Consider the following 19,166-nt stretch of genomic DNA (forward strand, 5'->3'; position numbering starts at 1 on the left):
TTACATTTCGTGACCTAATATAAAGCTACACAGCAAAGCTTGACAACAACGCAGTTACATATTAATTACATAAAATCACAGAAAGCATCAAAAGAAAGAGGTAAGCCATTGTAATTTATGCACTTTAATACAACTCACCAATTGTAAAGCTTTGTAAACGTTAGAGCATATACTTAGTAAAAGGAAACAAATGGATAGCGAAGTTATTAACATATTAACAATGGCCAAAGTCATTCAAACGGCCGTTGCGCCGGTTTTTTTGATCACAGGGATCGCTGCAACTTTAGGTGTGCTTTCAAATCGCTTAGCACGTATCACCGATCGCGCACGCCAGCTTGAACGCAAACTAAAAGTAAGCATTGATGAAGATTTTAACCTATCACTTACCACCGAACTTAGAGCTCTGTTAAAACGTTCTCGCTGTATTCACATCGCATTTAGTTTAAGTGTGTTAAGTGCTGTTTTAGTATGTGCCGTGGTCATGTTATTATTTTTGTCGCACATTCAATCCATTAACTTAGGGGTGACTATAGGTAGCTGCTTTGTCGGCGCTATGGCGTTATTAATCTGTGCTTTTATGTCACTACTTGGTGAAGTCTTCCTAGCCACGCGCAGTATGCGCAGAGGAATGATATTTGCCGATATTGATATAAATGACTAACCTAAACCTTAATCATTGAATTCAATAACAGTTAAGTTTAACCGCAATATACTTGAATATTCTAACTTGCTGATATACAACAACAGCTATTCAGGTAATAAATTATCTATCAAGGGGCAAAAGGAATGAAATTTAAACAGGTATTTTTAGGAACTATCCTATCAACTCTTACACTTGGCGCATCAGCTAACTCAGCATTTGAAGAACCTAAAGACGCAATCGAATATCGCCAAGCAGCGTTTTCGATGATCCGAGTACAAATCGGTGACATGGGCGACATGCTAAAAGGCAAAGTAGAATTTGACGCTGAGCGCTTTAAGCACCGCGCAAATAATGCAGCTGCATTGTCAAAAATGCCATGGGAAGCATTTGTTGAGGGCTCAGATAAAGGCGACACTTCTGCGTTACCCGCTATCTGGAGTGACAACGAAACCTTTAAGAAAAAAGCGGTCGCTTTTCAGCAGTACGCTGATGAATTAGCCGTTGCAGCACAAAGTGGCGACAAAAAAGTCATCGCTAAAGCATTTGGCCCTTGGGCTAAAGGCTGTAAAGATTGCCATAAGTCTTTTAAAGACTAATAAACAATTTGAATAATAAAAACGGCGCTTCTTAGCGCCGTTTTTATTTTTCAAAGCAAGTTTAACTAAATAAATAGCTTAACGGCTCTGCACCCCATGTCGTCATTAACACGAGTAATAGCACTACAAAGATGACAAATGCAGTCCAAGGTGCTTTAGTTACCGGGGTGTGATCATTTTCTTGCTCAGCGTCAGCTTTGCCTGTGATCATCGCTTTGACGAGCTTTTTGCCTTTTAAGCGATATATAACAATCGCACAAATGTGCAAAATGATGGCGTAGAAAAGTAAATCAAAATTCCTATGATGCACCCAACCTGCCCACTCAACAATATTACTCGATACGTATTGTACTAGCGGCCCATCAGTTAAAATGTCGTCAGTGGTCATTAGGCCGCTGATCAGTTGTGTCAAAATCAGAATAAAAAATGCGATAACCATATAGCTGCCAGCAGCCCCATGTCCAGGCTTAGTATCGCCAAGCTTAAATGACTTTATAGCAGCCATTGGAGAATGAATGAGTGCAGTGAGTTTTGCGGTTTTACTACCAATTACCCCCCAAATAAAACGGGTGAGTAGTAATGCTAAAGTAAAAAAACCTGCAACAAAGTGTAGTTCGAGCATGCCCTCTTCAGCGCTAAAATACAAAGTAGCAATTGCAATAACTAATAACCAGTGAAAACTTCGGATAAAACCATCCCACACCTTAAGCTTACCCATTATTAACCCCTTTAAGTAAAAATATTATTATCCCAAACTTTCACTAAGTTAGCATCTTTACTGTTCATAGTTAATTGATCTATGGCAGACTACCGATATAAATTTCATAATAAATAAAAATAATGAAACTAACTACAAAGCGCGCTTTATTGAAAGGCTTTTTAGATATGCTACCACTGTGTTTGGCAGTGATCCCATGGGGCATATTGTGTGGTTCTTTAGCTATACAAAATGGCTTTACTGCAGTTGAAACCCAAGCCATGTCTTTACTGGTATTCGCAGGGTCGGCGCAACTCGTTGCCATTGAATTAATCGCGGGTAATACTCCCTTACTGACAATTTTATTTACAACTTTTATAATCAGCTCTCGGCATTTTCTATACGGCTTAGCCGTTCGCCACAAAGTAATCAACCAACCTTTGCGTTGGCGCTTACCAGTTAGCTTTGTATTGACCGACGAGCTATTTGCATTTTCTCATCACCGTAAGGCGTATCGTACAAAAACACGATTGATCTATGCATTAAGCGCTGGGTTTAGCTTTTATATAGCATGGAACCTATGGACTTTGATTGGCATCCTCGCCGGCAGCTTATTACCCGATTTAACAAACTTAGGTTTAGACTTTGCGATAGCAGCAACCTTTATTGCCTTGGTTATCCCCGGCATTAAAAACCTTGCCACCTTGGCTACAGTGATCACCGCAGGGGTTACAGCAACCATTTTAAAAAGCCACGGGTTTGAGCTATGGCTTGTGACAGCGGCACTCATTGCCATGTCTGTTGGTTACATGATTTGTCGCTTACAAGTAACACAGGAGCATAAACTATGATGAGCACGATTTTACTCATGGCCTGTATCACTTTTTTCACGCGTTACTTATTTTTACACCACACGTTACCTTTTAGAGTCGGCCCTAAAATGCAGCAATTTTTGAGTTTTAGTGCACCTGCGGTCCTTACTGCAATATGGGTACCTATTGTATTCGTCAATGAGGAGGGTATTAATCTTGATTGGCAAAACCCATATCTGAGTGCTGCTATTGCTGCAATAATTGTCGCGTATAAAACACACAACATTTACTACACAACACTGGTCGGTATGGGTTTATTTTTGATATTAAACTAAGCGAGTGTTAAAGGCTAGCGAGTAAAATTGCTCGACTTTTATCTAACGTCACTTGTTCTCGCTCACCTAGGGCAGTCATACCATGGCGCTCTAGTTGCTCTACAATCTTGTCTGCCACTTCTTCGCCCAACTCATAATCACTTAAACGTGTTGGCATATTAACACTGTGGAAAAACGCTTCCGTAGCAGCAATCGCTTGCTCAATAGCCGCATCTTCATCGCTGATATCAAGCCCTAAAACACGCTCCGCGTACTGTAAAATTTTACCGCGCTTCGCTTCTTTTTGCACAGCCATCATACGCGGCAATACAATCGCTAACGTTTGTGCATGGTCAAGTCCATAGATTGCAGTCATTTCATGCCCAAGCATGTGAGTCGCCCAATCTTGCGGTACACCTGCGCCAATTAGGCCGTTTAATGCCATCGTCGCTGACCACATAATATTAGCTCGCACTTGATAGTTGTCAGGCTCACTAAATGCTTTAGGGCCTTCTTCCATTAAGGTCATTAAAATACCTTCAGCAAATCTATCCTGTAACTTGCCGCCCACATCATAGGTTAGGTATTGCTCCATCGTATGCACAAATGCATCAACAATCCCATTAGCTACTTGGCGCTTTGGCAACGAGTAAGTAACTGCAGGATCGAGTACTGCAAATTCAGGTTGTACAAATGGGCTACCAAACGGTAATTTAGAATCAGTATCGAGGTTTGATATCACACTCATCTTATTCGACTCTGAGCCTGTGGCTGGCAAAGTCAGTACTACACCTATCGATATAGCAGATTTAATCTCTGCCCCTTTAGCCAGAATGTCCCACGGCTCGCCAGAAAAATTAGCCGCTGCAGCGATAAATTTACTACCATCGATGACTGAACCACCTCCAACAGCAAGAATGTAATCGATTTGCTTCTCTTTAACTACAGCCACTGCTTTCATGCATGTTTGGTAGCTAGGATTAGGTTCAATACCGGCAAACTCAAACCAAGTATGATCACTTAAAGCCTCAGCAACCTGATCATAAATACCATTACTTTTAATGCTACCGCCGCCATAAGTAACCAATACTTTTGCGTCAGTTGGGATTTCATTTTTAATTAACGCGATTTGTTGTTCGCCAAAATGAATCTTGGTTGGGTTTGCAAAACTAAAATTTAACATACTTGCTCCATTGCTTGAATAGTGTGTATTTTCGGTGACCAAGTAATTGTAAGTGTTTAAACGCTAAATTAAAGACTAAAATCAGGCAATCACTTTTGCACAGCTGCAATAATTAATGCAATATACGAATATTACTTACCTTATGAGATAAAATAATGTGGCAAGGCCTAGATGAATTTTTACATGTTGTTGAGCATGGCAGCTTTACTCACGCCGCAAAGGCGATGGAAGTTTCAACATCCCATATTAGCCGTCAGGTTCAGCAATTAGAAAACCGCTTAGGTTCAGTATTATTTCAACGCACCACTCGTAAAATAAGCCTCACCGATGCCGGGCGTGAGTACGCCATCAAACTCAAAGCAATTAAACAAGAGTTAATTGATGCCAACACCCAATTGCAAGGTGAGCAGCGCAAGCCAAAAGGCCTTATTCGTATTACGGGTGCAGGTGAGTTTGTCGCAACCAATGTTGCACCTAAAATTGTTGAGTTTGTAAAGCGTTACCCAGAAGTCGAGGTAGATATGGACTTTAACAATCGTAATGTTGATTTAGTCGAAGAAGGTTTTGACTTAGCAATTCGCTTTGGTCGCATGCAAGACTCAAACTTAATAGCTCGGCCACTGTGCCCACGTGTTATGACCTTAGTTGCAAGCCCTGAATACTTAGAGCATCACATATCTCCCACCACACCATTACAGCTGATAGATCACAATTGCTTAGTTGCCATGGGTAAGCGCTGGCGGTTTAGTTTTGCTGGTGACATAAAAGAAGTAAAAATAAATGGAAATTGGCGCAGTAACCACCCAAGAGCGTTACTCAGCGCTACTTTAGCTGGTTTAGGAATTGCGCACTTAGCCAGTGATATTGTACAGCCCTATGTGCAACAAGGTCAGCTAGTCACTTTACTTGATGAATACCAAGTGACAGATAATGCATCATGGCTGGTGTATCCGCGCAAGGATTTAATGCCGTACCGCGTTCGATTACTCATTGAATACTTATTAACTAGTTTTGCTGATGACTAAAAATTAGGCTTTAAGTCTGTTGCTACACAGGATAAACTTTGACAAACAAAAATAAAAAAACCTTCACCATGAACGACTTTTATAAGCTTAGTGCCACCAGCCTGCAAGGGCAATCTATTGAATTTAATAACTTTGAAGGAAAAGTTGTGCTTGTGGTTAACACTGCTAGCCAATGTGGCTTTACCCCGCAATATGCTGGCTTACAAGCATTACATGAAAAATATCATCAGCAAGGCTTAGTGATCATTGGCTTTCCTTGCAATCAATTTGGTAAGCAAGAACCCGGTGATGCAACGCAAATTAAACAAGGTTGTTTAATTAATTATGGTGTCGATTTTCAAATAATGAGCAAGGTAGATGTCAACGGCAAACACGCACACCCTGTGTTCAGGCATTTAAAGTCTGTATTACCTGGTTTTTTAACCCGTAAAATAAAGTGGAACTTTACCAAGTTTTTAATAGGTAAAGACGGTAACGCAATAAAACGTTTTGCCCCGTTTACTAAACCACAGCAAATAGAAAGCACCATAGCGAAAGCTTTACAGAACAAAAGCTAGCTCAGATAGTAAAAGGCTGTTTGTATTAACTAACAGCCTATTTAAATCCCCTTAGTGATTTAAATACTCATCAAAGTCATCATCACCTAAGTTTTTACGCAAACGCTTTTGCTCTAGGTAGTCTTCCAACTTTTTTTTCACCTTTTGCTTCTTCTTGTCGTGTTGATTGCGCCCAACCATTTCATATTCGTCTTCAACAAAATCATCATCTAGCGCATCATAACTAAATGTCTTACCCACAACCCACTCCATAAAGTGTTTGAGACCAATGCTAATTTGATATAAGCATTGATAAAGTTAAAAAGTTTAGTGCCATTTCCTTGTATGAAAAAGCATCAAATACAGCCACCCTTCTATCTTATAAAGAAGGTATGTCAGTAATGTGAATAAATAGCGCTTAATTTGAATTCTGGAAAGTGAGAGTTTTTTATCGAAACGATAAACATCTTTTATGCATTTAAATATTTTAGTCAAAATGACTAATTTATAGTGTTTCTCTAAATTTTTAAATTATATCAAATTGCATTAAAAACAATTAAAGCATTGTTTTTAATCGATTTATATTATTGGCATCAAACTTGATATCTCTTTATCAACAAAAGTTAAATTCAACACTTAGCAGGATTACAAAAATGAAAAAATTACTATTAGTCGGCTCTTTATTTATTGCTACAGGTGCAATTGCTCATGACGATCACGATACAAATATCTCATTTAGTGGTGATTCATGTGAAGTCGAATTTCAAAATGATGTGCGTATCAAACCAAGTGAGTTAGAAATTTTTACCGCTGATAATCACAGTATGGTTTTTAGTGATAATGGTGAGCTGCTAATTGATGGCCAAACACTAGCGCTTGATAGCGAGCAACGCCAAGCAATCAGTGATTACTCAGACAGCTTACGTAGCCAACTTCCTGAAGTTGCAAATATTGCGCTTGAGGGCGTAAAAATAGCGGGTGTCGCCATTGAAGAAGTCGCTAGCGCGTTTAACATTCAAGGCTTTGATAGTATAAATGAATTAATGGCCGACATTGAAGTTGAAGTAGAGAATACATTCTATCAGCAAGGCGCCTTTGTAATGGGTCAGCAAAGCTTCAATGAGTTTGGTGAAAACTTTGAAAGCCACTTTGATGAGCAAATCGAAAGCGCTGTCGAGTCGGCCATGATGCAATCAATGGGCAGTATATTAATGGCACTAGGCTCTGAATTAATGGGTTCTGGCGGCGATATGCAAGCATTTGAGCAACGCATGGAAAACATGGGCGCGCAAATAGAACAAAAAGTAGAGTTACAAGCTAATCAACTTGAAAAGCGTGCCGATGCATTATGTGGTAATTTTTCAACCATTGCAGAACAAGAGCAGCAACTCGTACAACTTGTGCCAGAACTTAAAAATTACCAACTATTTAGCTATAAGCAAAATAATTAAATCACTATATAAAATTTGATATCCCTTTAGCAGCATTGGTCTTAACAGCCCCTGCTGCTTTTTTACTTTTTAGCCAAATGTAACAGCTCACCTAATTTACTAATTGCTTGCTCCAAGCGATCACTCCACGGTAGGCCATAACTTAAACGAATACAGTTACGGTATTTATTAGTCGCTGAAAAAATATAGCCTGGGGTAATACTGATCCCTTCATCTAATGCCAAATGAAACAATTTGACGCTGTCATAACATTTGCCTAGATCAATCCACACTACACAACCACCTTGCGGATCGCTTACTCTTACAGAGCTAGGAAAGGCCTGTTGTAAACACCAGATCATTCGCTCTTTATTACTGCGCAGCGTTTGTCTGAGTAATTTTAAATTGCGTTCGTACTCCCCACTGGCAACAAACTCATATAACGTCCATTGATTGATCAGCGATGTTGAGCAGCTAAATGCTCGCTTAAAACGACGTGCTTGTGCAGCAAATTTACCGGCGATCAACCAGCCTACTCGATAACTCGGTGCCGCTGTTTTGGAGAACGACGCACATGTTAACACTAAGCCTTTTTTGGAATAGGCTTGAGCGGGTGTGCCCCGCGCAGCGCCAAAATGCAAATCACCGTATACATCATCTTCAATTAATACCACATTCTGTGATTCTAACAACTCAACCAGCTTTTTACGTTTATGATCCGGCATAAAGCTCCCCACCGGATTATTGATCGCCGTTGAAAACACACAGGCTTTTATATCATGATCTTGTAAAGCCTGATTTAGATCATCAAGCCAGATCCCATCATCTGGACACAAAGGGATCTCCAATGCTTTTAGTCCTAAACTTTCGATCAGTTCAATTATGCCGAAATAGCATGGCGACTCGATCGCTATAATATCCCCAGCTTTTGCTACACACTTTAACGCTATGGTTAATGCTTCTTGGGCACCATTAGTGATCACCAACTCTTGGCTATCAACGCCAATACCAAAATCTAAATAACGTCTAACCAATTGCTGCTTTAATGGCGAATAGCCATCAATCGCCCCATAATTAATTGCTCTGCTACCTGCCATCGACATCACTCGGCGCATAGTCCGAGCAAGCATTTTATCGGTTGGCGCAGCGGCCACAGGGTTTGCAATACCAAAAGGCACCACATCAGCCTGATGAATGGCATCGTAGACCTGCTCAATTAATACCTGCATATTAACCGACACAGGCTCACGACTTAATTTAACCCGCTTAGGTCTGGCTGACTGCATAGCAACAGACTTTAAAAAATAACCTGACTTTTCGCGTGCCTCAACTAACCCCTGCGACTCCAAAGATTGATAAGCCAATTTAACAGTTGGAATACTGACATTTAATTTGTCAGCCATTTTTCTCAGAGAAGGTAACTTTTCACCCGGCAGCAAGGTACCTTGATCGCACAATTCGCGAACTAACTGCATCACCTGTTGGTATAAAAATTCTTGCTTACTCTTACTGATCACTAATGACATAGCACGGCCTCACGAACCTAAATCTGTATAGGTTACATTTATGGTTTTCTGTATATGTTAAGTATACACATCCGCACTAGAATACACACTTAGTCAACACACTGGATAAAAAGCCATGAAAAGTATCGCACTTTACATTGTCACCGTTTTAATCTGGGGCTCAACCTGGCTCGCAATTGAATTTCAATTAGGTGATATAGCAGTTGAAACCTCATTATTTTATCGCTTTGGCTTAGCCGCTATTTTAATGTGGTTATGGGTAAGCGTTAAGAAGCTGCCTATGTATTACAGCAAGCGAGATCATGGCTTCTTCGCTTTATTAGCATTATGTAATTTCGGGTTAAATTACCTAATGCTGTATTGGGCACAAAACCATTTAACATCAGCCATGGCGTCAATTGCATTCTCGCTATTACTTTTGATGAACATTGTGAATACCCGATTATTTTTTGGCAAACCCATAGCTAAACGCATTTACTTTGGTGCACTACTCGGTGTGATAGGTATTGGTTGCTTGTTCTGGCCACAATTACAGCAATTCGACTTGAATAATGAGGTGTTGGTCGGGTTACTACTTGCCCTTACAGGCACCTTTGTGGCTTCATTAGGAAATATGGTAAGCGTACGTAACTCAAAACAACATATTGGCGTAATGCAAGGCAACGCTTGGGGGATGCTATACAGCGCTATTGGTTTGTTAGCCTACTTACTATTAAGTGACGCTAGTTTGAGTTTTTCAGCGCCCGCAAGCTATTGGTATTCACTACTGTATTTAGCCATTTTTGGCACTGTTGTTGCCTTTGCTTGCTATTTTGCACTACTTAAAAATATTGGCCCAGAACGAGCAAGCTACGTTATCGTTTTATTTCCACTTGTAGCAGTAACATTGAGTACATTGTTCGAAGGTTTTATTTGGCAAGCTAACACCTTTTTAGGATTTAGTTTAGTACTACTTGGTAATGCCATAGTACTCACTCCAACAAAACGTATTAACGCTTTTTTTGCAGCAAGAGCATTGCAACAAAAAAGCTCCATCCCCAGTTAGAATGCGCAATAGCGCAACTAACGCCAAAGCGCCTACTTGTTAGGCGCTTTTTTTATTGCCCTTAACGGGGATACAAAACCGTAGTGCCTGCGGGTGGACTTTAATAGTAGCCGGCGTTTCGCCGATCAGCTCTCCATCTGCTTCTATTGATAACCCTTCACTTGTAATCACAGCGCTATTTACTTGCTGATAGATAAGCCCCTTCATACTGTGGTGATTACGCAATAGTAAACGCAAAAAGCGGTATAAGTTTGCGAATGACCCTCGCGCATTCATAGCATAGCAATCAAGCAGGCCATTGTTTAATTGCGCCTTGGGAGCAATGGCTAACCCACCGCCAAAGTAACGGTGGTTAGCAAACACAGTAATTAAATTAATCTGAGATACAGCCTGTCCTGCAAAGTTACCCACTAACCTACGCGGTTTATAGCTGAGTAAATGTTTAAACCCTGCAAAGCTATAGCCAAATGAAGACATTGCAGGCTTATCTTGTAAGGCTTTAACTACATAAGCATCAAACCCTATCCCTGCAATATTTATAAAGTAACGGTTATTTATCTGCCCAATATCGATAAGATCATCACTTTGTGAAAAAACACTTTCTTGCCAATCGCTTATATTACAAGAAAAGCCCCGAGCGAAATCATTGCCTGTGCCTTGCGGTAATAACGCCAGCGAGCACTCAGTATTAATTAACGCATTGACCGTCAAATGCAATGTGCCATCTCCCCCAATCACAACCACGCGCTTATGCGGCTTTGCTAATTTTGCAATGGCCGCACAATCTACTGCAAAATTGCCTGTGGTGATAAAGACATTAAATCGAATTTGTCTTTTTTCGCACTCTTTATACAACCACATGCACATTTTTTTATGATTTTTTTTCGTACTCGGCTTAATTATTATTAGCATTGATAGGCAAACCTATACCACCATGTAAAAACACATATAAACAAAAAATAAATTAATCTGAATAAATAGTCACTTTATTCAGCGTGAGATGCATATTAAAAATATAAAAACCATAAAAACCCCATATAAAAGCGTCTTAGCAACAAGTAAAAACACATAACTATGCACCCCTAGTTAAAAACTAAACTTAACCGCACGTTAATAACAAGCCAACCCATTAGTTTTTCTTATCTGTTCACCTTACTTTTTATCGTTTTATTTTTGTGCAATTTAGCGTCAAAATAGCCCCGTTCTCAAAACAGACATAGCCCGGAGCAAAAGTAATGAAACCAGTAAACACATTAAATGAAAATGCAGCAACCCATGTTGCCGTAAAATCAAGCAATCGCAAAGCTAAAATGCTTGCTAGACTCAACCGATACAGCAAAGCACTCGCATTAGGCGGTGTAATTCAATACAAATAATCACCCAACCATGATTATTTTAGCGGTGCAGCAAACACCCAACCACTAAACGAAGATACTTCTTTAGCTCCCTCGTTTGCTGCAACCTCTTCTTAAAACTATTAAAACTCTCCCCTTTTAGAAAAAAACTCCCTTTTTAGAACAAAAAACCAGCAAACGATCTTTTTTCCTATTTACACACCTCAATCACCTGCGTATTATTCTTTCCCAACGGAGAGATGGCAGAGTGGTCGAATGCACCGGTCTTGAAAACCGGCAGGGGTTTATAGCCCCTCTAGGGTTCAAATCCCTATCTCTCCACCATTATTAGATTTTGGTGGTTCACTCGATCATCAAAATGACAGTTTATGCGCTGGAGAGGTGGCCGAGTGGCCGAAGGCGCTCCCCTGCTAAGGGAGTATAGGGTTTGTAGCTCTATCGAGGGTTCGAATCCCTCCTTCTCCGCCATTTATTAAATTAAACCGCTTAATTGCGGTTTTTTTATGTCCGTAACCTTTACACCGTTGAAGGAGGGTGAGAATCCTCGACTAGGGTTCGACAAAATGTCTGGAACATTTTGGGCCGCTGCAAGTGCCGCGAAGCGGTTGATTACATGGACGTAAGCAAGCCCATCCCCACGTTTGACACAAATATCAGTCTAAAAAGCCTATCGCTTTATGTTCGTAACCTTTACACCGATAAAGGCAGGTGTGAACCCTCGACCAGGGTTCGATAAAATATCTGGAACATTTTGGGCCGCTGCAAGCGCCTCCCGCGATTGATTACATGGACGTAAGCAAGCCCATCCTGTTTGACTCGCATCTCAGTATAAATCCTCCAAGCTTTATGACATTCGCGGTGGCAAGCCACTCGCCTACAAGTAATGTCTACCGTGCTTCTGTATATACTTCATTTATAACGAATACTATGCCCTACTACTTATTTTTGCTAATGTGCCAATACAACTCAACTTATACACTGATAACTATGACCGAACTTGAAAAGATGCTGGCAGGTTTTCCTTATATAGCCTCAGATCCAGAACTCGCAAAAGCACGTACAAACGCAAAGTTACTCTGCCATCAATTTAATTTAGCAGATCCAACAACACCACATGAGCGCGTTAAAATTATTGGCGAGTTACTCAAGTTTAAAGGTGAGGCGTACCTTGAGCCTATTTTTTATTGTGATTATGGCTTTAATATTGAGTTAGGCGATAATTTTTATGCAAACCACAACTTGACTATTTTAGATGTCTGCAAGGTAACCATTGGCAGTAATGTCATGTTTGGGCCTCATGTGATGATCTCAACCGCCACCCACCCTGTTGACCCTATTGAGCGTCGCAGTACTGAGTTTGGACAGCCTATTACCATTGGCAACGATGTTTGGCTTGGTGGCAATGTGTCGGTATTGCCTGGAGTTAATATTGGTAATAATTGTGTTATTGGCGCAGGTAGTGTAGTAACAAAGGATATTCCCGCCAACTCTGTGGCGGTGGGAAATCCATGTAAAGTGATTAGAAGAATAGAGGCTAAATAGCCTCTATGATTGTTAACGTGGTTTAACCCTGCAAGCTAAACCCGTCCGCATCGAGATGCGCAGGAAAGCTTTGTTTAAATCGCTCAAGCGGCTCTTTATCAAGTGTCGTGATCAACACAGAGCTTTCATTGTCCTTCGCTTGAGCCAATGTATCCCCTTTAAAATCATACACAGCCGTGCCGCCATTATGGGCAACGCCATTGCCATCATCACCGACGCGGTTAACGCCAATTACATAACACTGATTTTCCATTGCACGGGCCATTAATAAGGTGTCCCACACTTTGCGTCTTGCTGCTGGCCAATTTGCTACATTGACCATCACATCATAATCATTACGGCTGCGCTGAAATACCCCAAAACGTAAGTCATAGCATACTTGCGGTAAAATTCTAAAACCATTGAGGGTAAACACTTCACGCCGCTCACCGGCTTTCACAAAGTCGCCTTCTTTGCCCAAACAAAATAAATGACGTTTGTCGTAATATTTCACTTTGCCATTGGGCCAAACCCAATAAAAACGATTGGCTTTCTTATCGCCTTGTTGCACCAATACCGAGCCTGCTATCACCGCATTGGCTGAGTTAGCCGTCGTAATCATCCAATTAAGCACGGTACCATTTTCAGGCTCTGCGCAATCAAGGTTAATAGCGAACCCTGTGGCGAATGTTTCTGGTAATAATATAAGTTCTACTGATTTATCTATATTGGCTACTTTATTGCTAAAATGCGTCAAGTTAGCATCTTTATCTAACCAATTAAGCGATGTTTGTATCAGTGCTATGGTTAAAGTTGACATAAAATCTCCGCCGTTTGTAATAGTGTGGCCTCATTTTTAGCAAAACAAAGGCGAATCACTTTATCGTTACTTGGTTGCTGATAAAACACGCTCAGTGGAATGGTTGCAACCCCAGCTTGCTCTACTAGCCAGTGGCAAAACTCTACATCATTGAGATCTGATACATCACTGTAATCAAGTAGTAAAAAGTAAGTGCCTTCACTAGGCAAAATAGTAAAGCGGCTATCTTTGAGAGCATTGCTCAACACATCGCGCTTTTGTTGGTAAAACTCACTGAGTTCATCTACATGCTCACCTTGTTGCTCTAGCATATCGGCGAGTGCATGTTGCGCAGGCGTAAAACTTGAAAAGGTCACATATTGGTGAATTTTACGAAACTCCACCGTAAGTGCTGCCGGGGCAATACAGTAGCCCATTTTCCAGCCGGTGCTGTGAAAGGTTTTACCAAAGCTTGAGATCACAAAGCTCTTGGCAAACAATTCTTCATCACGTAGCACACTTAAGTGTGGCTGGTTATCAAAAGTAATGTGCTCGTATACTTCATCACTTATTACATACAAATCATGCTTGCAGACCAAGGCTTTCAGGGCGTTTATATCGTGTTGCTTTAACGTTTTACCGCTTGGGTTGTGTGGGGTATTAATAATTATAGCCCGCGTTTTACTGTTAATAGCCGCAGCTACCGTTTGCCAGTCAATTGCATAGCTTGGGGCCTGCAACGCAATATTAATTGACTTGCCACCAGCCAGTTCAATCGCAGGTTGATAAGAATCATACGCAGGGTCAAATACGATAACCTCATCACCTTTGCGCACTAACGCTTGAATGGCGACAAACAGTGCCTCAGTCGCCCCTGATGTAACTGTTACTTGCTCTGCTGCGTCTACTTGAGCTGCATATTTACGCTTAACCAATTGAGCGATTTGTTGCTGCAAGCGCGGTACACCTGATGAAGGTGAATATTGGTTAACGCCTTCAAGCACATAATGATTAAGTTGTTTTTTAAGTAACTCTGGCGCATCAAACTCAGGAAAACCCTGCGATAAATTAATTGCTTTAAATTGATTTGCTAAAGCGGTCATTTGACTAAAAATACTGGTGCCTAAATTTGGCAATTTACTTTCAAACACTGGTTACCCTTAATGATGGTTTTGCGCCCAAAGCGATGCTATCATTGCTTTTAACAGAAGTATAGCCGTCTAAAACAGTATGGGGAATGTATGCATAACAATACCGCTATTTCAGAACTTATAGAAGCAGGAAAATGGATCAGTCAACGTGGTTGGGTACCTGCCACAGGTGGTAATTTTTCAGCACGAACTAATACAGGCTTTGTAGTGACTGCCAGCGGTTTTGACAAAGGCCAATTAGGGTCGCATACCTTTATTGAGCTAGATCACGCAGGTAATCGCAGTGCTAGTGCAGCCAAACCATCGGCCGAGACTGAATTGCATTTAAGCATGTATAGATTAATTCCTTCAGCTAATTATGTACTGCACACACACTCTGTCGCCGCGACTGTATTGTCTCGAGTTATTAAAGGCCACAGCCTAGATTTACACGGCTACGAAATGCAAAAATCATTAACCAACATAACCTCGCATTTAGACACCTTAAGCATTCCTATTTTTGATAACGACCAAGATATTGACCGCCTCAGCTTATTAGTCAGTGATCATCATCTACATATCCCTATTGAACATGGCGTGCTTATTCGTGGTCATGGTCTGTATGTTGTGGGTCGCACAATAGCTGAAGTTCGCCGTCAATTAGAAGGCCTCGAGTTCTTATTGTCATGTGAACTAGAACGCTTAAAATTAGTTGGATTAGAATCATGATCAAAGCGCTACTAACCGATATTGAAGGCACAATCACCCGTATTTCGTTTGTTAAAGAGGTGCTGTTTCCATATGCCGCCGAACAACTTCCTGAATTTGTTAAAGCTCAGCAAACGCAAAGCGCGGTAGCAGAGCAAATTACTGCCGTAAAGGCGATTATTGAACAACCGAATGCCAGCATCGATGTGGTAATTAACACTTTACTTGAGTGGATCCGGGACGATAAAAAAATCACCCCATTAAAACAGTTGCAAGGCCTGATTTGGCAAACTGGCTATGAAAATGGCGATTTTACCGGCCATTTATACCCAGATGCCTACCAGTTCTTAGTTGCGCAGCAACAAGCCGGCCAGCAGCTTTACGTGTATTCATCAGGTTCAGTGAAAGCTCAACATTTAATTTTTAACTATTCTGACTTTGGCGATATTCGCTCCTTATTTACCGATTACTTTGATACCAACGTGGGTGCCAAGCAAGAAGCCAGCGCTTATGAGAACATTATTGCCCAGTTACCTTTTGCCGCTAACGAAGTGTTATTTTTAAGTGATGTAGCCGCAGAGCTCGATGCTGCTAAGGCCGCAGGTTTAAAAACCCTACACTTGATTCGCGATGGTCAAGCAAGCTCTCCTGCACATAATTATATTAGCGATTTCAGCCAATTTACTGCGGAGTATTTAGCATGAGCAAACTGACTATTTTTGCTGATTGTAACGCCAGCAATACATTATTAGATACCCAAGATACAAAACAAATTGCCGCTGAGCTGAATAAAGTAAATGTAAGATTTGAACAGTGGCAAGCAAACGCAGTTATTAACGCAGATACCAGCCATGAAGATATAATTAATGCCTACAGCAACGATATTAAACGTTTAAAGCAACAAGGCGGCTATCAAACTATAGATGTGATTTCACTGGCAAAAGGTAATCCAAATGCCACGGAGCTTCGTGCGAAATTTTTATTTGAGCATACCCATAGCGAAGATGAAGTGCGCTTGTTTGTAAAAGGCCAAGGGCTATTTTGCCTACATATTAATGACAAGGTATACCAAGTGCTTTGCCAACAGGGTGATTTAATTTCAGTCCCTGAGCTGACCCCGCATTGGTTTGATATGGGCAGCAATCCTGAATTTACTGCCATTCGTTTATTCAATAATGTTGAAGGTTGGGTGGCGCAAAGCACGGATTCCGAGATAGCTAAACAGTTTCCGCTTTTAGATTAATCTATAGGAATAAAAATGGAAAAATTATTTTCGTACGGCACCTTACAACTCGAGCAAGTCCAACTTGATACCTTTGGCCGCTTGCTTGAGGGCCAAACCGATACACTACAAGGTTACGTAGTAGGCGAAGTTGAAATCACCGATGCCGCCGTGCTTAAAAGCAGCGGCCAGCGGTTTCATCCTGCATTAATTAAAACTGGCCTTGCAACAGATACCGTAACCGGCACTATTTTTATCATCACCGAGCAAGAACTCGACAATGCCGATAACTATGAAGTGGATGACTATATCCGTGTGGAAGAACTATTTAGTACTGGAAGCAGTGCCTGGGTGTATGTAGCAAAAGATTGAGATTTTTAAAGTAAGGTGACTTGAGAAGCTTAACTCTGTACTATATTTTTAGTATATCTTTTATCGCTCTTGGATTCTTCTAATGGTTAACGAACAATATCAAAAGTCTAAACAGCAACTTGCTTTTTCACGTAAGCAAGTTGAAAAGGCTGGGCGTATTTTTCGTAAAAAAGAAGGCGATGTTGAATTTGCTACCGAAGTCATTCAAAATTATCGCGCGGCACACTTATACCCACTCACTATCATCAAAAACCTTGTATGGAAGCATGTTAAAAAGTTACACCTACTTGAATCCGCTACGATAGTAAGGCGATTAAAGCGTCTACCCACTATTATTGACAAACTACAACGTGAAACATTAGACGGTAAAAGTGAAAATGCCATCAGCCTCAAACGTATGCACGATATAGGTGGTTGCAGAGTCATTTTAGATAGTTTAGATCACCTATATGAACTCAATAACAGCTTAGATTCAAGCAGAACTGTCCATAGCGTAAAATCATATGACTATATAAAGCATCCGAAAGCGACTGGCTATAGAGGCATTCATAGGGTTTATAAAAGTTACAACAAGTTAGAATCGCACGATTACAAAGGCTTTCAGATTGAAGTTCAGTTACGTACCCGGCTACAGCATTTATGGGCAACTACAGTTGAAATTATCGATATTATTGAAAAAGAGACGCTAAAGACAAATCCAAAGATGGCTGATACAGACTGGAAGCGTCTGTTCTTTATTATGGGCGAATTTTTAGCTGTAAAAGATGGTGCTCATCAATTAACTCAGCAGCAAATTCTAGTATATACTGATGAACTTGCTGCATTAAACAAAAAACTTGCTGCTTTTCATAAGCTTGATGCATTTAATCGTGCTTTTCAATTAGACGAAATTAAAAATAAATCCAAAAATACCGGATTTGCTTTGCTAGTTCATAATACTGAAACCCAAGAAGGCCGAGCATTTCTTTATGCCCCAAACAAAAAGCAACAGGCACTCACTCATTATGCAGAACACGAAAAGCAAACTCAAAATAACGTACTTTTAGTTGCTGGTAGTGACTTAAAATCGATTAAAAAGGCATATCCCAACTACCTAAATGACACCTCAGAGTTTCTTTCTGAATTTAGCCGTATTTTATTAACTTAACTCTTTTAGTTTTCCTGCTTCTACTTCCCGTTGGTTATAAACGCCTGTATCGAGCACCCAACCAGTAATAAGCGTGGCTGGAGTCACATCAAACGCAGGGTTGTAGACGTTAGCATTGATAGGTGCCCATAGCGCTTCACCAAAACTTCCGCTTACGCCACGCACTTCAGCGCTATTACGCTGCTCTATTTCAATCTCTGCGCCGCATGCTGTGTTTACATCGAGCGTGGTAAGTGGGGCAACGACATAAAATGGGATGTTATGAAAATGCGCCAACACCGCTAAATTATAAGTGCCCACTTTATTAGCAAAATCACCGTTGGCAGCAATACGATCAGCGCCAACAAAAATTTTATCCACCTGACCTGCAGCCATTAAACTTGCTGCCATATTATCGCAAATCAAGGTGTAAGGTACTTGCCAGCGATCGAGCTCAAACGCTGTTAAACGCCCGCCTTGTAGTAATGGCCGAGTTTCATCAACCCAAACATGAATATCGCCATATTGCTGCTGGGCTTTATAAATAACACCTAAAGCGGTACCAACTCCTGCTGTCGCAAGTGCGCCGGTATTGCAATGGGTAAGAATATTATCACCACTGTTAACCAGTGCTGCACCATGATTTGCCATGCTTTCGCATAAGGCGATATCTTCATTAAATAAGTTGATCGCACTGCTTACAATGGCTGTAACAAAATCATCTTGTTGTAAGGCAGTACGTAACTTTGCCATACAGTGCATAAGGTTAACCGCTGTTGGCCGAGTAGCTTCTAGCTCATCAATCGCTGCTGCCAATGTGCCTTTTGTAGCGCCCTGCTCAGCTAAATGCGCAACAAGTAAACTTGCACCTAAACCAATAAGTGGTGCTCCACGTATTTTTAGGCTTAAGATTAAATCTCGCATAGTGGCTACATCATCGCATACATGCCACGTTTGCTGATGTGGCAATAGGTACTGATCTAATACACTTAATGTATTATTTTGATATTTTAAGCTGCTCGCTATGAGATCTTGCATCATTAATCCTGACAATGTTTTCGCTGTTATTTATTCTACAGTAGTTTTTAAATCACACAACCAAGAAGTATAGACATCTAAACGGTTG

The 19,166-nt window shown here is 40.8% G+C and carries 23 protein-coding genes and 2 tRNA genes; 17 read left to right on the forward strand and 8 right to left on the reverse strand.

The window, feature by feature from the left end; genetic code table 11:
* The first annotated feature begins 190 nt into the window (after positions 1-190).
* Both B5G52_RS03145 and B5G52_RS03150 read left to right on the forward strand, forming a co-directional pair.
* A complete protein-coding gene (locus B5G52_RS03145; RefSeq protein WP_087531245.1) occupies positions 191-661 on the forward strand; it encodes a DUF2721 domain-containing protein in 471 nt (156 codons plus the stop codon).
* A gap of 125 nt (positions 662-786) precedes the next feature.
* Positions 787-1,239, forward strand: coding sequence for a cytochrome c (locus B5G52_RS03150; protein ID WP_087531246.1), 453 nt, complete (start codon positions 787-789; stop codon positions 1,237-1,239).
* A 61-nt stretch (positions 1,240-1,300) separates the two neighbouring features.
* Here the strand turns inward: B5G52_RS03150 and B5G52_RS03155 are convergent, their stop codons facing one another.
* Entirely contained in the window at positions 1,301-1,957 is a 657-nt protein-coding gene (locus B5G52_RS03155; RefSeq protein WP_087531247.1) for a cytochrome b/b6 domain-containing protein, read from the reverse strand.
* Between the two features lie 122 nt (positions 1,958-2,079).
* Here B5G52_RS03155 and B5G52_RS03160 point away from each other — a divergent pair, with 122 nt between their 5' ends.
* Both B5G52_RS03160 and B5G52_RS03165 read left to right on the forward strand, forming a co-directional pair.
* Positions 2,080-2,787: an AzlC family ABC transporter permease gene (locus B5G52_RS03160; RefSeq protein WP_087531248.1), complete on the forward strand. Its 708-nt coding sequence runs from the start codon at positions 2,080-2,082 to the stop codon at positions 2,785-2,787.
* The gene (locus tag B5G52_RS03165) at positions 2,784-3,083 is read left to right on the forward strand and encodes an AzlD domain-containing protein (protein ID WP_087531249.1); all 300 of its coding nucleotides are present in this window, start codon (positions 2,784-2,786) and stop codon (positions 3,081-3,083) included. The genes B5G52_RS03160 and B5G52_RS03165 overlap by 4 nt, the downstream gene beginning before the upstream one ends.
* A 7-nt stretch (positions 3,084-3,090) precedes the next feature.
* On the opposite strand, the gene B5G52_RS03170 is transcribed toward B5G52_RS03165, so the two are convergent.
* Positions 3,091-4,245 (reverse strand): iron-containing alcohol dehydrogenase, encoded by a 1,155-nt coding sequence (locus tag B5G52_RS03170; RefSeq protein WP_087531250.1) that lies wholly within the window; start codon positions 4,243-4,245, stop codon positions 3,091-3,093.
* Between the two features lie 155 nt (positions 4,246-4,400).
* Here B5G52_RS03170 and B5G52_RS03175 point away from each other — a divergent pair, with 155 nt between their 5' ends.
* Together B5G52_RS03175 and B5G52_RS03180 are read left to right on the forward strand one after the other, a co-directional pair.
* Positions 4,401-5,270, forward strand: coding sequence for a LysR family transcriptional regulator (locus B5G52_RS03175; RefSeq protein ID WP_087531251.1), 870 nt, complete (start codon positions 4,401-4,403; stop codon positions 5,268-5,270).
* Positions 5,271-5,338: 68 nt separating this feature from the next.
* On the forward strand, positions 5,339-5,827 hold the full coding sequence (locus tag B5G52_RS03180; RefSeq protein WP_087531403.1) for a glutathione peroxidase: 489 nt from the start codon (positions 5,339-5,341) through the stop codon (positions 5,825-5,827).
* A gap of 51 nt (positions 5,828-5,878) precedes the next feature.
* Here B5G52_RS03180 and B5G52_RS03185 read toward each other — a convergent pair whose 3' ends face one another.
* A complete protein-coding gene (locus B5G52_RS03185; protein WP_087531252.1) occupies positions 5,879-6,067 on the reverse strand; it encodes a PA3496 family putative envelope integrity protein in 189 nt (62 codons plus the stop codon).
* 392 nt (positions 6,068-6,459) lie between these two features.
* On the opposite strand from B5G52_RS03185, the gene B5G52_RS03190 reads away from it, so the two are divergent.
* Entirely contained in the window at positions 6,460-7,257 is a 798-nt protein-coding gene (locus tag B5G52_RS03190; RefSeq protein WP_087531253.1) for a YggN family protein, read from the forward strand.
* Positions 7,258-7,319: 62 nt separating this feature from the next.
* Here B5G52_RS03190 and B5G52_RS03195 read toward each other — a convergent pair whose 3' ends face one another.
* Positions 7,320-8,762 carry a PLP-dependent aminotransferase family protein gene (locus tag B5G52_RS03195; protein ID WP_087531254.1) on the reverse strand — a complete coding sequence of 481 codons (1,443 nt, stop codon included), beginning with the start codon at positions 8,760-8,762 and terminating at the stop codon, positions 7,320-7,322.
* Between the two features lie 115 nt (positions 8,763-8,877).
* Here B5G52_RS03195 and B5G52_RS03200 point away from each other — a divergent pair, with 115 nt between their 5' ends.
* Positions 8,878-9,807, forward strand: coding sequence for a DMT family transporter (locus tag B5G52_RS03200; RefSeq protein ID WP_087531255.1), 930 nt, complete (start codon positions 8,878-8,880; stop codon positions 9,805-9,807).
* A gap of 39 nt (positions 9,808-9,846) precedes the next feature.
* Here B5G52_RS03200 and B5G52_RS03205 read toward each other — a convergent pair whose 3' ends face one another.
* Complete coding sequence (locus B5G52_RS03205; RefSeq protein WP_087531256.1) at positions 9,847-10,719, reverse strand: diacylglycerol kinase family protein; 873 nt, start codon at positions 10,717-10,719, stop codon at positions 9,847-9,849.
* Between the two features lie 323 nt (positions 10,720-11,042).
* On the opposite strand from B5G52_RS03205, the gene B5G52_RS22000 reads away from it, so the two are divergent.
* The 4 genes from B5G52_RS22000 (at position 11,043) to B5G52_RS03220 (ending at position 12,704) form a co-directional block, all read left to right on the forward strand.
* Positions 11,043-11,183: a hypothetical protein gene (locus B5G52_RS22000; RefSeq protein WP_176372489.1), complete on the forward strand. Its 141-nt coding sequence runs from the start codon at positions 11,043-11,045 to the stop codon at positions 11,181-11,183.
* A 212-nt stretch (positions 11,184-11,395) separates the two neighbouring features.
* A tRNA-Ser gene (locus B5G52_RS03210) sits at positions 11,396-11,486 on the forward strand.
* Positions 11,487-11,537: 51 nt separating this feature from the next.
* A tRNA-Ser gene (locus B5G52_RS03215) sits at positions 11,538-11,630 on the forward strand.
* 519 nt (positions 11,631-12,149) lie between these two features.
* Entirely contained in the window at positions 12,150-12,704 is a 555-nt protein-coding gene (locus B5G52_RS03220) for a sugar O-acetyltransferase (protein ID WP_087531257.1), read from the forward strand.
* Between the two features lie 22 nt (positions 12,705-12,726).
* On the opposite strand, the gene B5G52_RS03225 is transcribed toward B5G52_RS03220, so the two are convergent.
* Both B5G52_RS03225 and B5G52_RS03230 read right to left on the reverse strand, forming a co-directional pair.
* Positions 12,727-13,503, reverse strand: coding sequence for an amidohydrolase (locus B5G52_RS03225; RefSeq protein WP_087531258.1), 777 nt, complete (start codon positions 13,501-13,503; stop codon positions 12,727-12,729).
* Positions 13,491-14,633 carry a methionine aminotransferase gene (locus B5G52_RS03230; RefSeq protein ID WP_087531259.1) on the reverse strand — a complete coding sequence of 381 codons (1,143 nt, stop codon included), beginning with the start codon at positions 14,631-14,633 and terminating at the stop codon, positions 13,491-13,493. The genes B5G52_RS03225 and B5G52_RS03230 overlap by 13 nt, the downstream gene beginning before the upstream one ends.
* Before the next feature lie 90 nt (positions 14,634-14,723).
* On the opposite strand from B5G52_RS03230, the gene B5G52_RS03235 reads away from it, so the two are divergent.
* From B5G52_RS03235 to B5G52_RS03255, 5 genes are all read left to right on the forward strand, one after another.
* Positions 14,724-15,341, forward strand: a complete 618-nt coding sequence (locus tag B5G52_RS03235) for a methylthioribulose 1-phosphate dehydratase (RefSeq protein ID WP_087531260.1) — start codon at positions 14,724-14,726, stop codon at positions 15,339-15,341.
* Positions 15,338-16,024, forward strand: coding sequence for an acireductone synthase (mtnC, locus tag B5G52_RS03240; RefSeq protein WP_087531261.1), 687 nt, complete (start codon positions 15,338-15,340; stop codon positions 16,022-16,024). Before B5G52_RS03235 ends, mtnC begins: the two co-directional genes overlap by 4 nt.
* On the forward strand, positions 16,021-16,563 hold the full coding sequence (locus B5G52_RS03245) for an acireductone dioxygenase (RefSeq protein ID WP_087531262.1): 543 nt from the start codon (positions 16,021-16,023) through the stop codon (positions 16,561-16,563). Before mtnC ends, B5G52_RS03245 begins: the two co-directional genes overlap by 4 nt.
* Before the next feature lie 15 nt (positions 16,564-16,578).
* Positions 16,579-16,914, forward strand: a complete 336-nt coding sequence (locus B5G52_RS03250) for a gamma-glutamylcyclotransferase family protein (protein WP_087531263.1) — start codon at positions 16,579-16,581, stop codon at positions 16,912-16,914.
* Between the two features lie 82 nt (positions 16,915-16,996).
* Positions 16,997-18,061 carry a RelA/SpoT domain-containing protein gene (locus B5G52_RS03255; RefSeq protein ID WP_087531264.1) on the forward strand — a complete coding sequence of 355 codons (1,065 nt, stop codon included), beginning with the start codon at positions 16,997-16,999 and terminating at the stop codon, positions 18,059-18,061.
* Here B5G52_RS03255 and mtnA read toward each other — a convergent pair.
* On the reverse strand, positions 18,053-19,078 hold the full coding sequence (mtnA, locus tag B5G52_RS03260; protein WP_087531265.1) for an S-methyl-5-thioribose-1-phosphate isomerase: 1,026 nt from the start codon (positions 19,076-19,078) through the stop codon (positions 18,053-18,055). The genes B5G52_RS03255 and mtnA overlap by 9 nt on opposite strands.
* Positions 19,079-19,166 lie beyond the last annotated feature (88 nt).

Source organism: Pseudoalteromonas sp. A601 (assembly GCF_002165575.1).
Lineage (GTDB): Bacteria > Pseudomonadota > Gammaproteobacteria > Enterobacterales > Alteromonadaceae > Pseudoalteromonas.

Coding starts and splice junctions, on each gene's coding strand:
- B5G52_RS03145 (WP_087531245.1), top strand. CDS start 191: ATGGATAGCGAAGTTATTAACATATTAACAATGGCCAAAGTCATTCAA.
- B5G52_RS03150 (WP_087531246.1), top strand. CDS start 787: ATGAAATTTAAACAGGTATTTTTAGGAACTATCCTATCAACTCTTACA.
- B5G52_RS03155 (WP_087531247.1), bottom strand. CDS start 1,957: ATGGGTAAGCTTAAGGTGTGGGATGGTTTTATCCGAAGTTTTCACTGG.
- B5G52_RS03160 (WP_087531248.1), top strand. CDS start 2,080: ATGAAACTAACTACAAAGCGCGCTTTATTGAAAGGCTTTTTAGATATG.
- B5G52_RS03165 (WP_087531249.1), top strand. CDS start 2,784: ATGATGAGCACGATTTTACTCATGGCCTGTATCACTTTTTTCACGCGT.
- B5G52_RS03170 (WP_087531250.1), bottom strand. CDS start 4,245: ATGTTAAATTTTAGTTTTGCAAACCCAACCAAGATTCATTTTGGCGAA.
- B5G52_RS03175 (WP_087531251.1), top strand. CDS start 4,401: ATGTGGCAAGGCCTAGATGAATTTTTACATGTTGTTGAGCATGGCAGC.
- B5G52_RS03180 (WP_087531403.1), top strand. CDS start 5,339: ATGAACGACTTTTATAAGCTTAGTGCCACCAGCCTGCAAGGGCAATCT.
- B5G52_RS03190 (WP_087531253.1), top strand. CDS start 6,460: ATGAAAAAATTACTATTAGTCGGCTCTTTATTTATTGCTACAGGTGCA.
- B5G52_RS03195 (WP_087531254.1), bottom strand. CDS start 8,762: ATGTCATTAGTGATCAGTAAGAGTAAGCAAGAATTTTTATACCAACAG.
- B5G52_RS03200 (WP_087531255.1), top strand. CDS start 8,878: ATGAAAAGTATCGCACTTTACATTGTCACCGTTTTAATCTGGGGCTCA.
- B5G52_RS03205 (WP_087531256.1), bottom strand. CDS start 10,719: ATGCTAATAATAATTAAGCCGAGTACGAAAAAAAATCATAAAAAAATG.
- B5G52_RS22000 (WP_176372489.1), top strand. CDS start 11,043: ATGAAACCAGTAAACACATTAAATGAAAATGCAGCAACCCATGTTGCC.
- B5G52_RS03220 (WP_087531257.1), top strand. CDS start 12,150: ATGACCGAACTTGAAAAGATGCTGGCAGGTTTTCCTTATATAGCCTCA.
- B5G52_RS03225 (WP_087531258.1), bottom strand. CDS start 13,503: ATGTCAACTTTAACCATAGCACTGATACAAACATCGCTTAATTGGTTA.
- B5G52_RS03235 (WP_087531260.1), top strand. CDS start 14,724: ATGCATAACAATACCGCTATTTCAGAACTTATAGAAGCAGGAAAATGG.
- mtnC (WP_087531261.1), top strand. CDS start 15,338: ATGATCAAAGCGCTACTAACCGATATTGAAGGCACAATCACCCGTATT.
- B5G52_RS03245 (WP_087531262.1), top strand. CDS start 16,021: ATGAGCAAACTGACTATTTTTGCTGATTGTAACGCCAGCAATACATTA.
- B5G52_RS03250 (WP_087531263.1), top strand. CDS start 16,579: ATGGAAAAATTATTTTCGTACGGCACCTTACAACTCGAGCAAGTCCAA.
- B5G52_RS03255 (WP_087531264.1), top strand. CDS start 16,997: ATGGTTAACGAACAATATCAAAAGTCTAAACAGCAACTTGCTTTTTCA.
- mtnA (WP_087531265.1), bottom strand. CDS start 19,078: ATGCAAGATCTCATAGCGAGCAGCTTAAAATATCAAAATAATACATTA.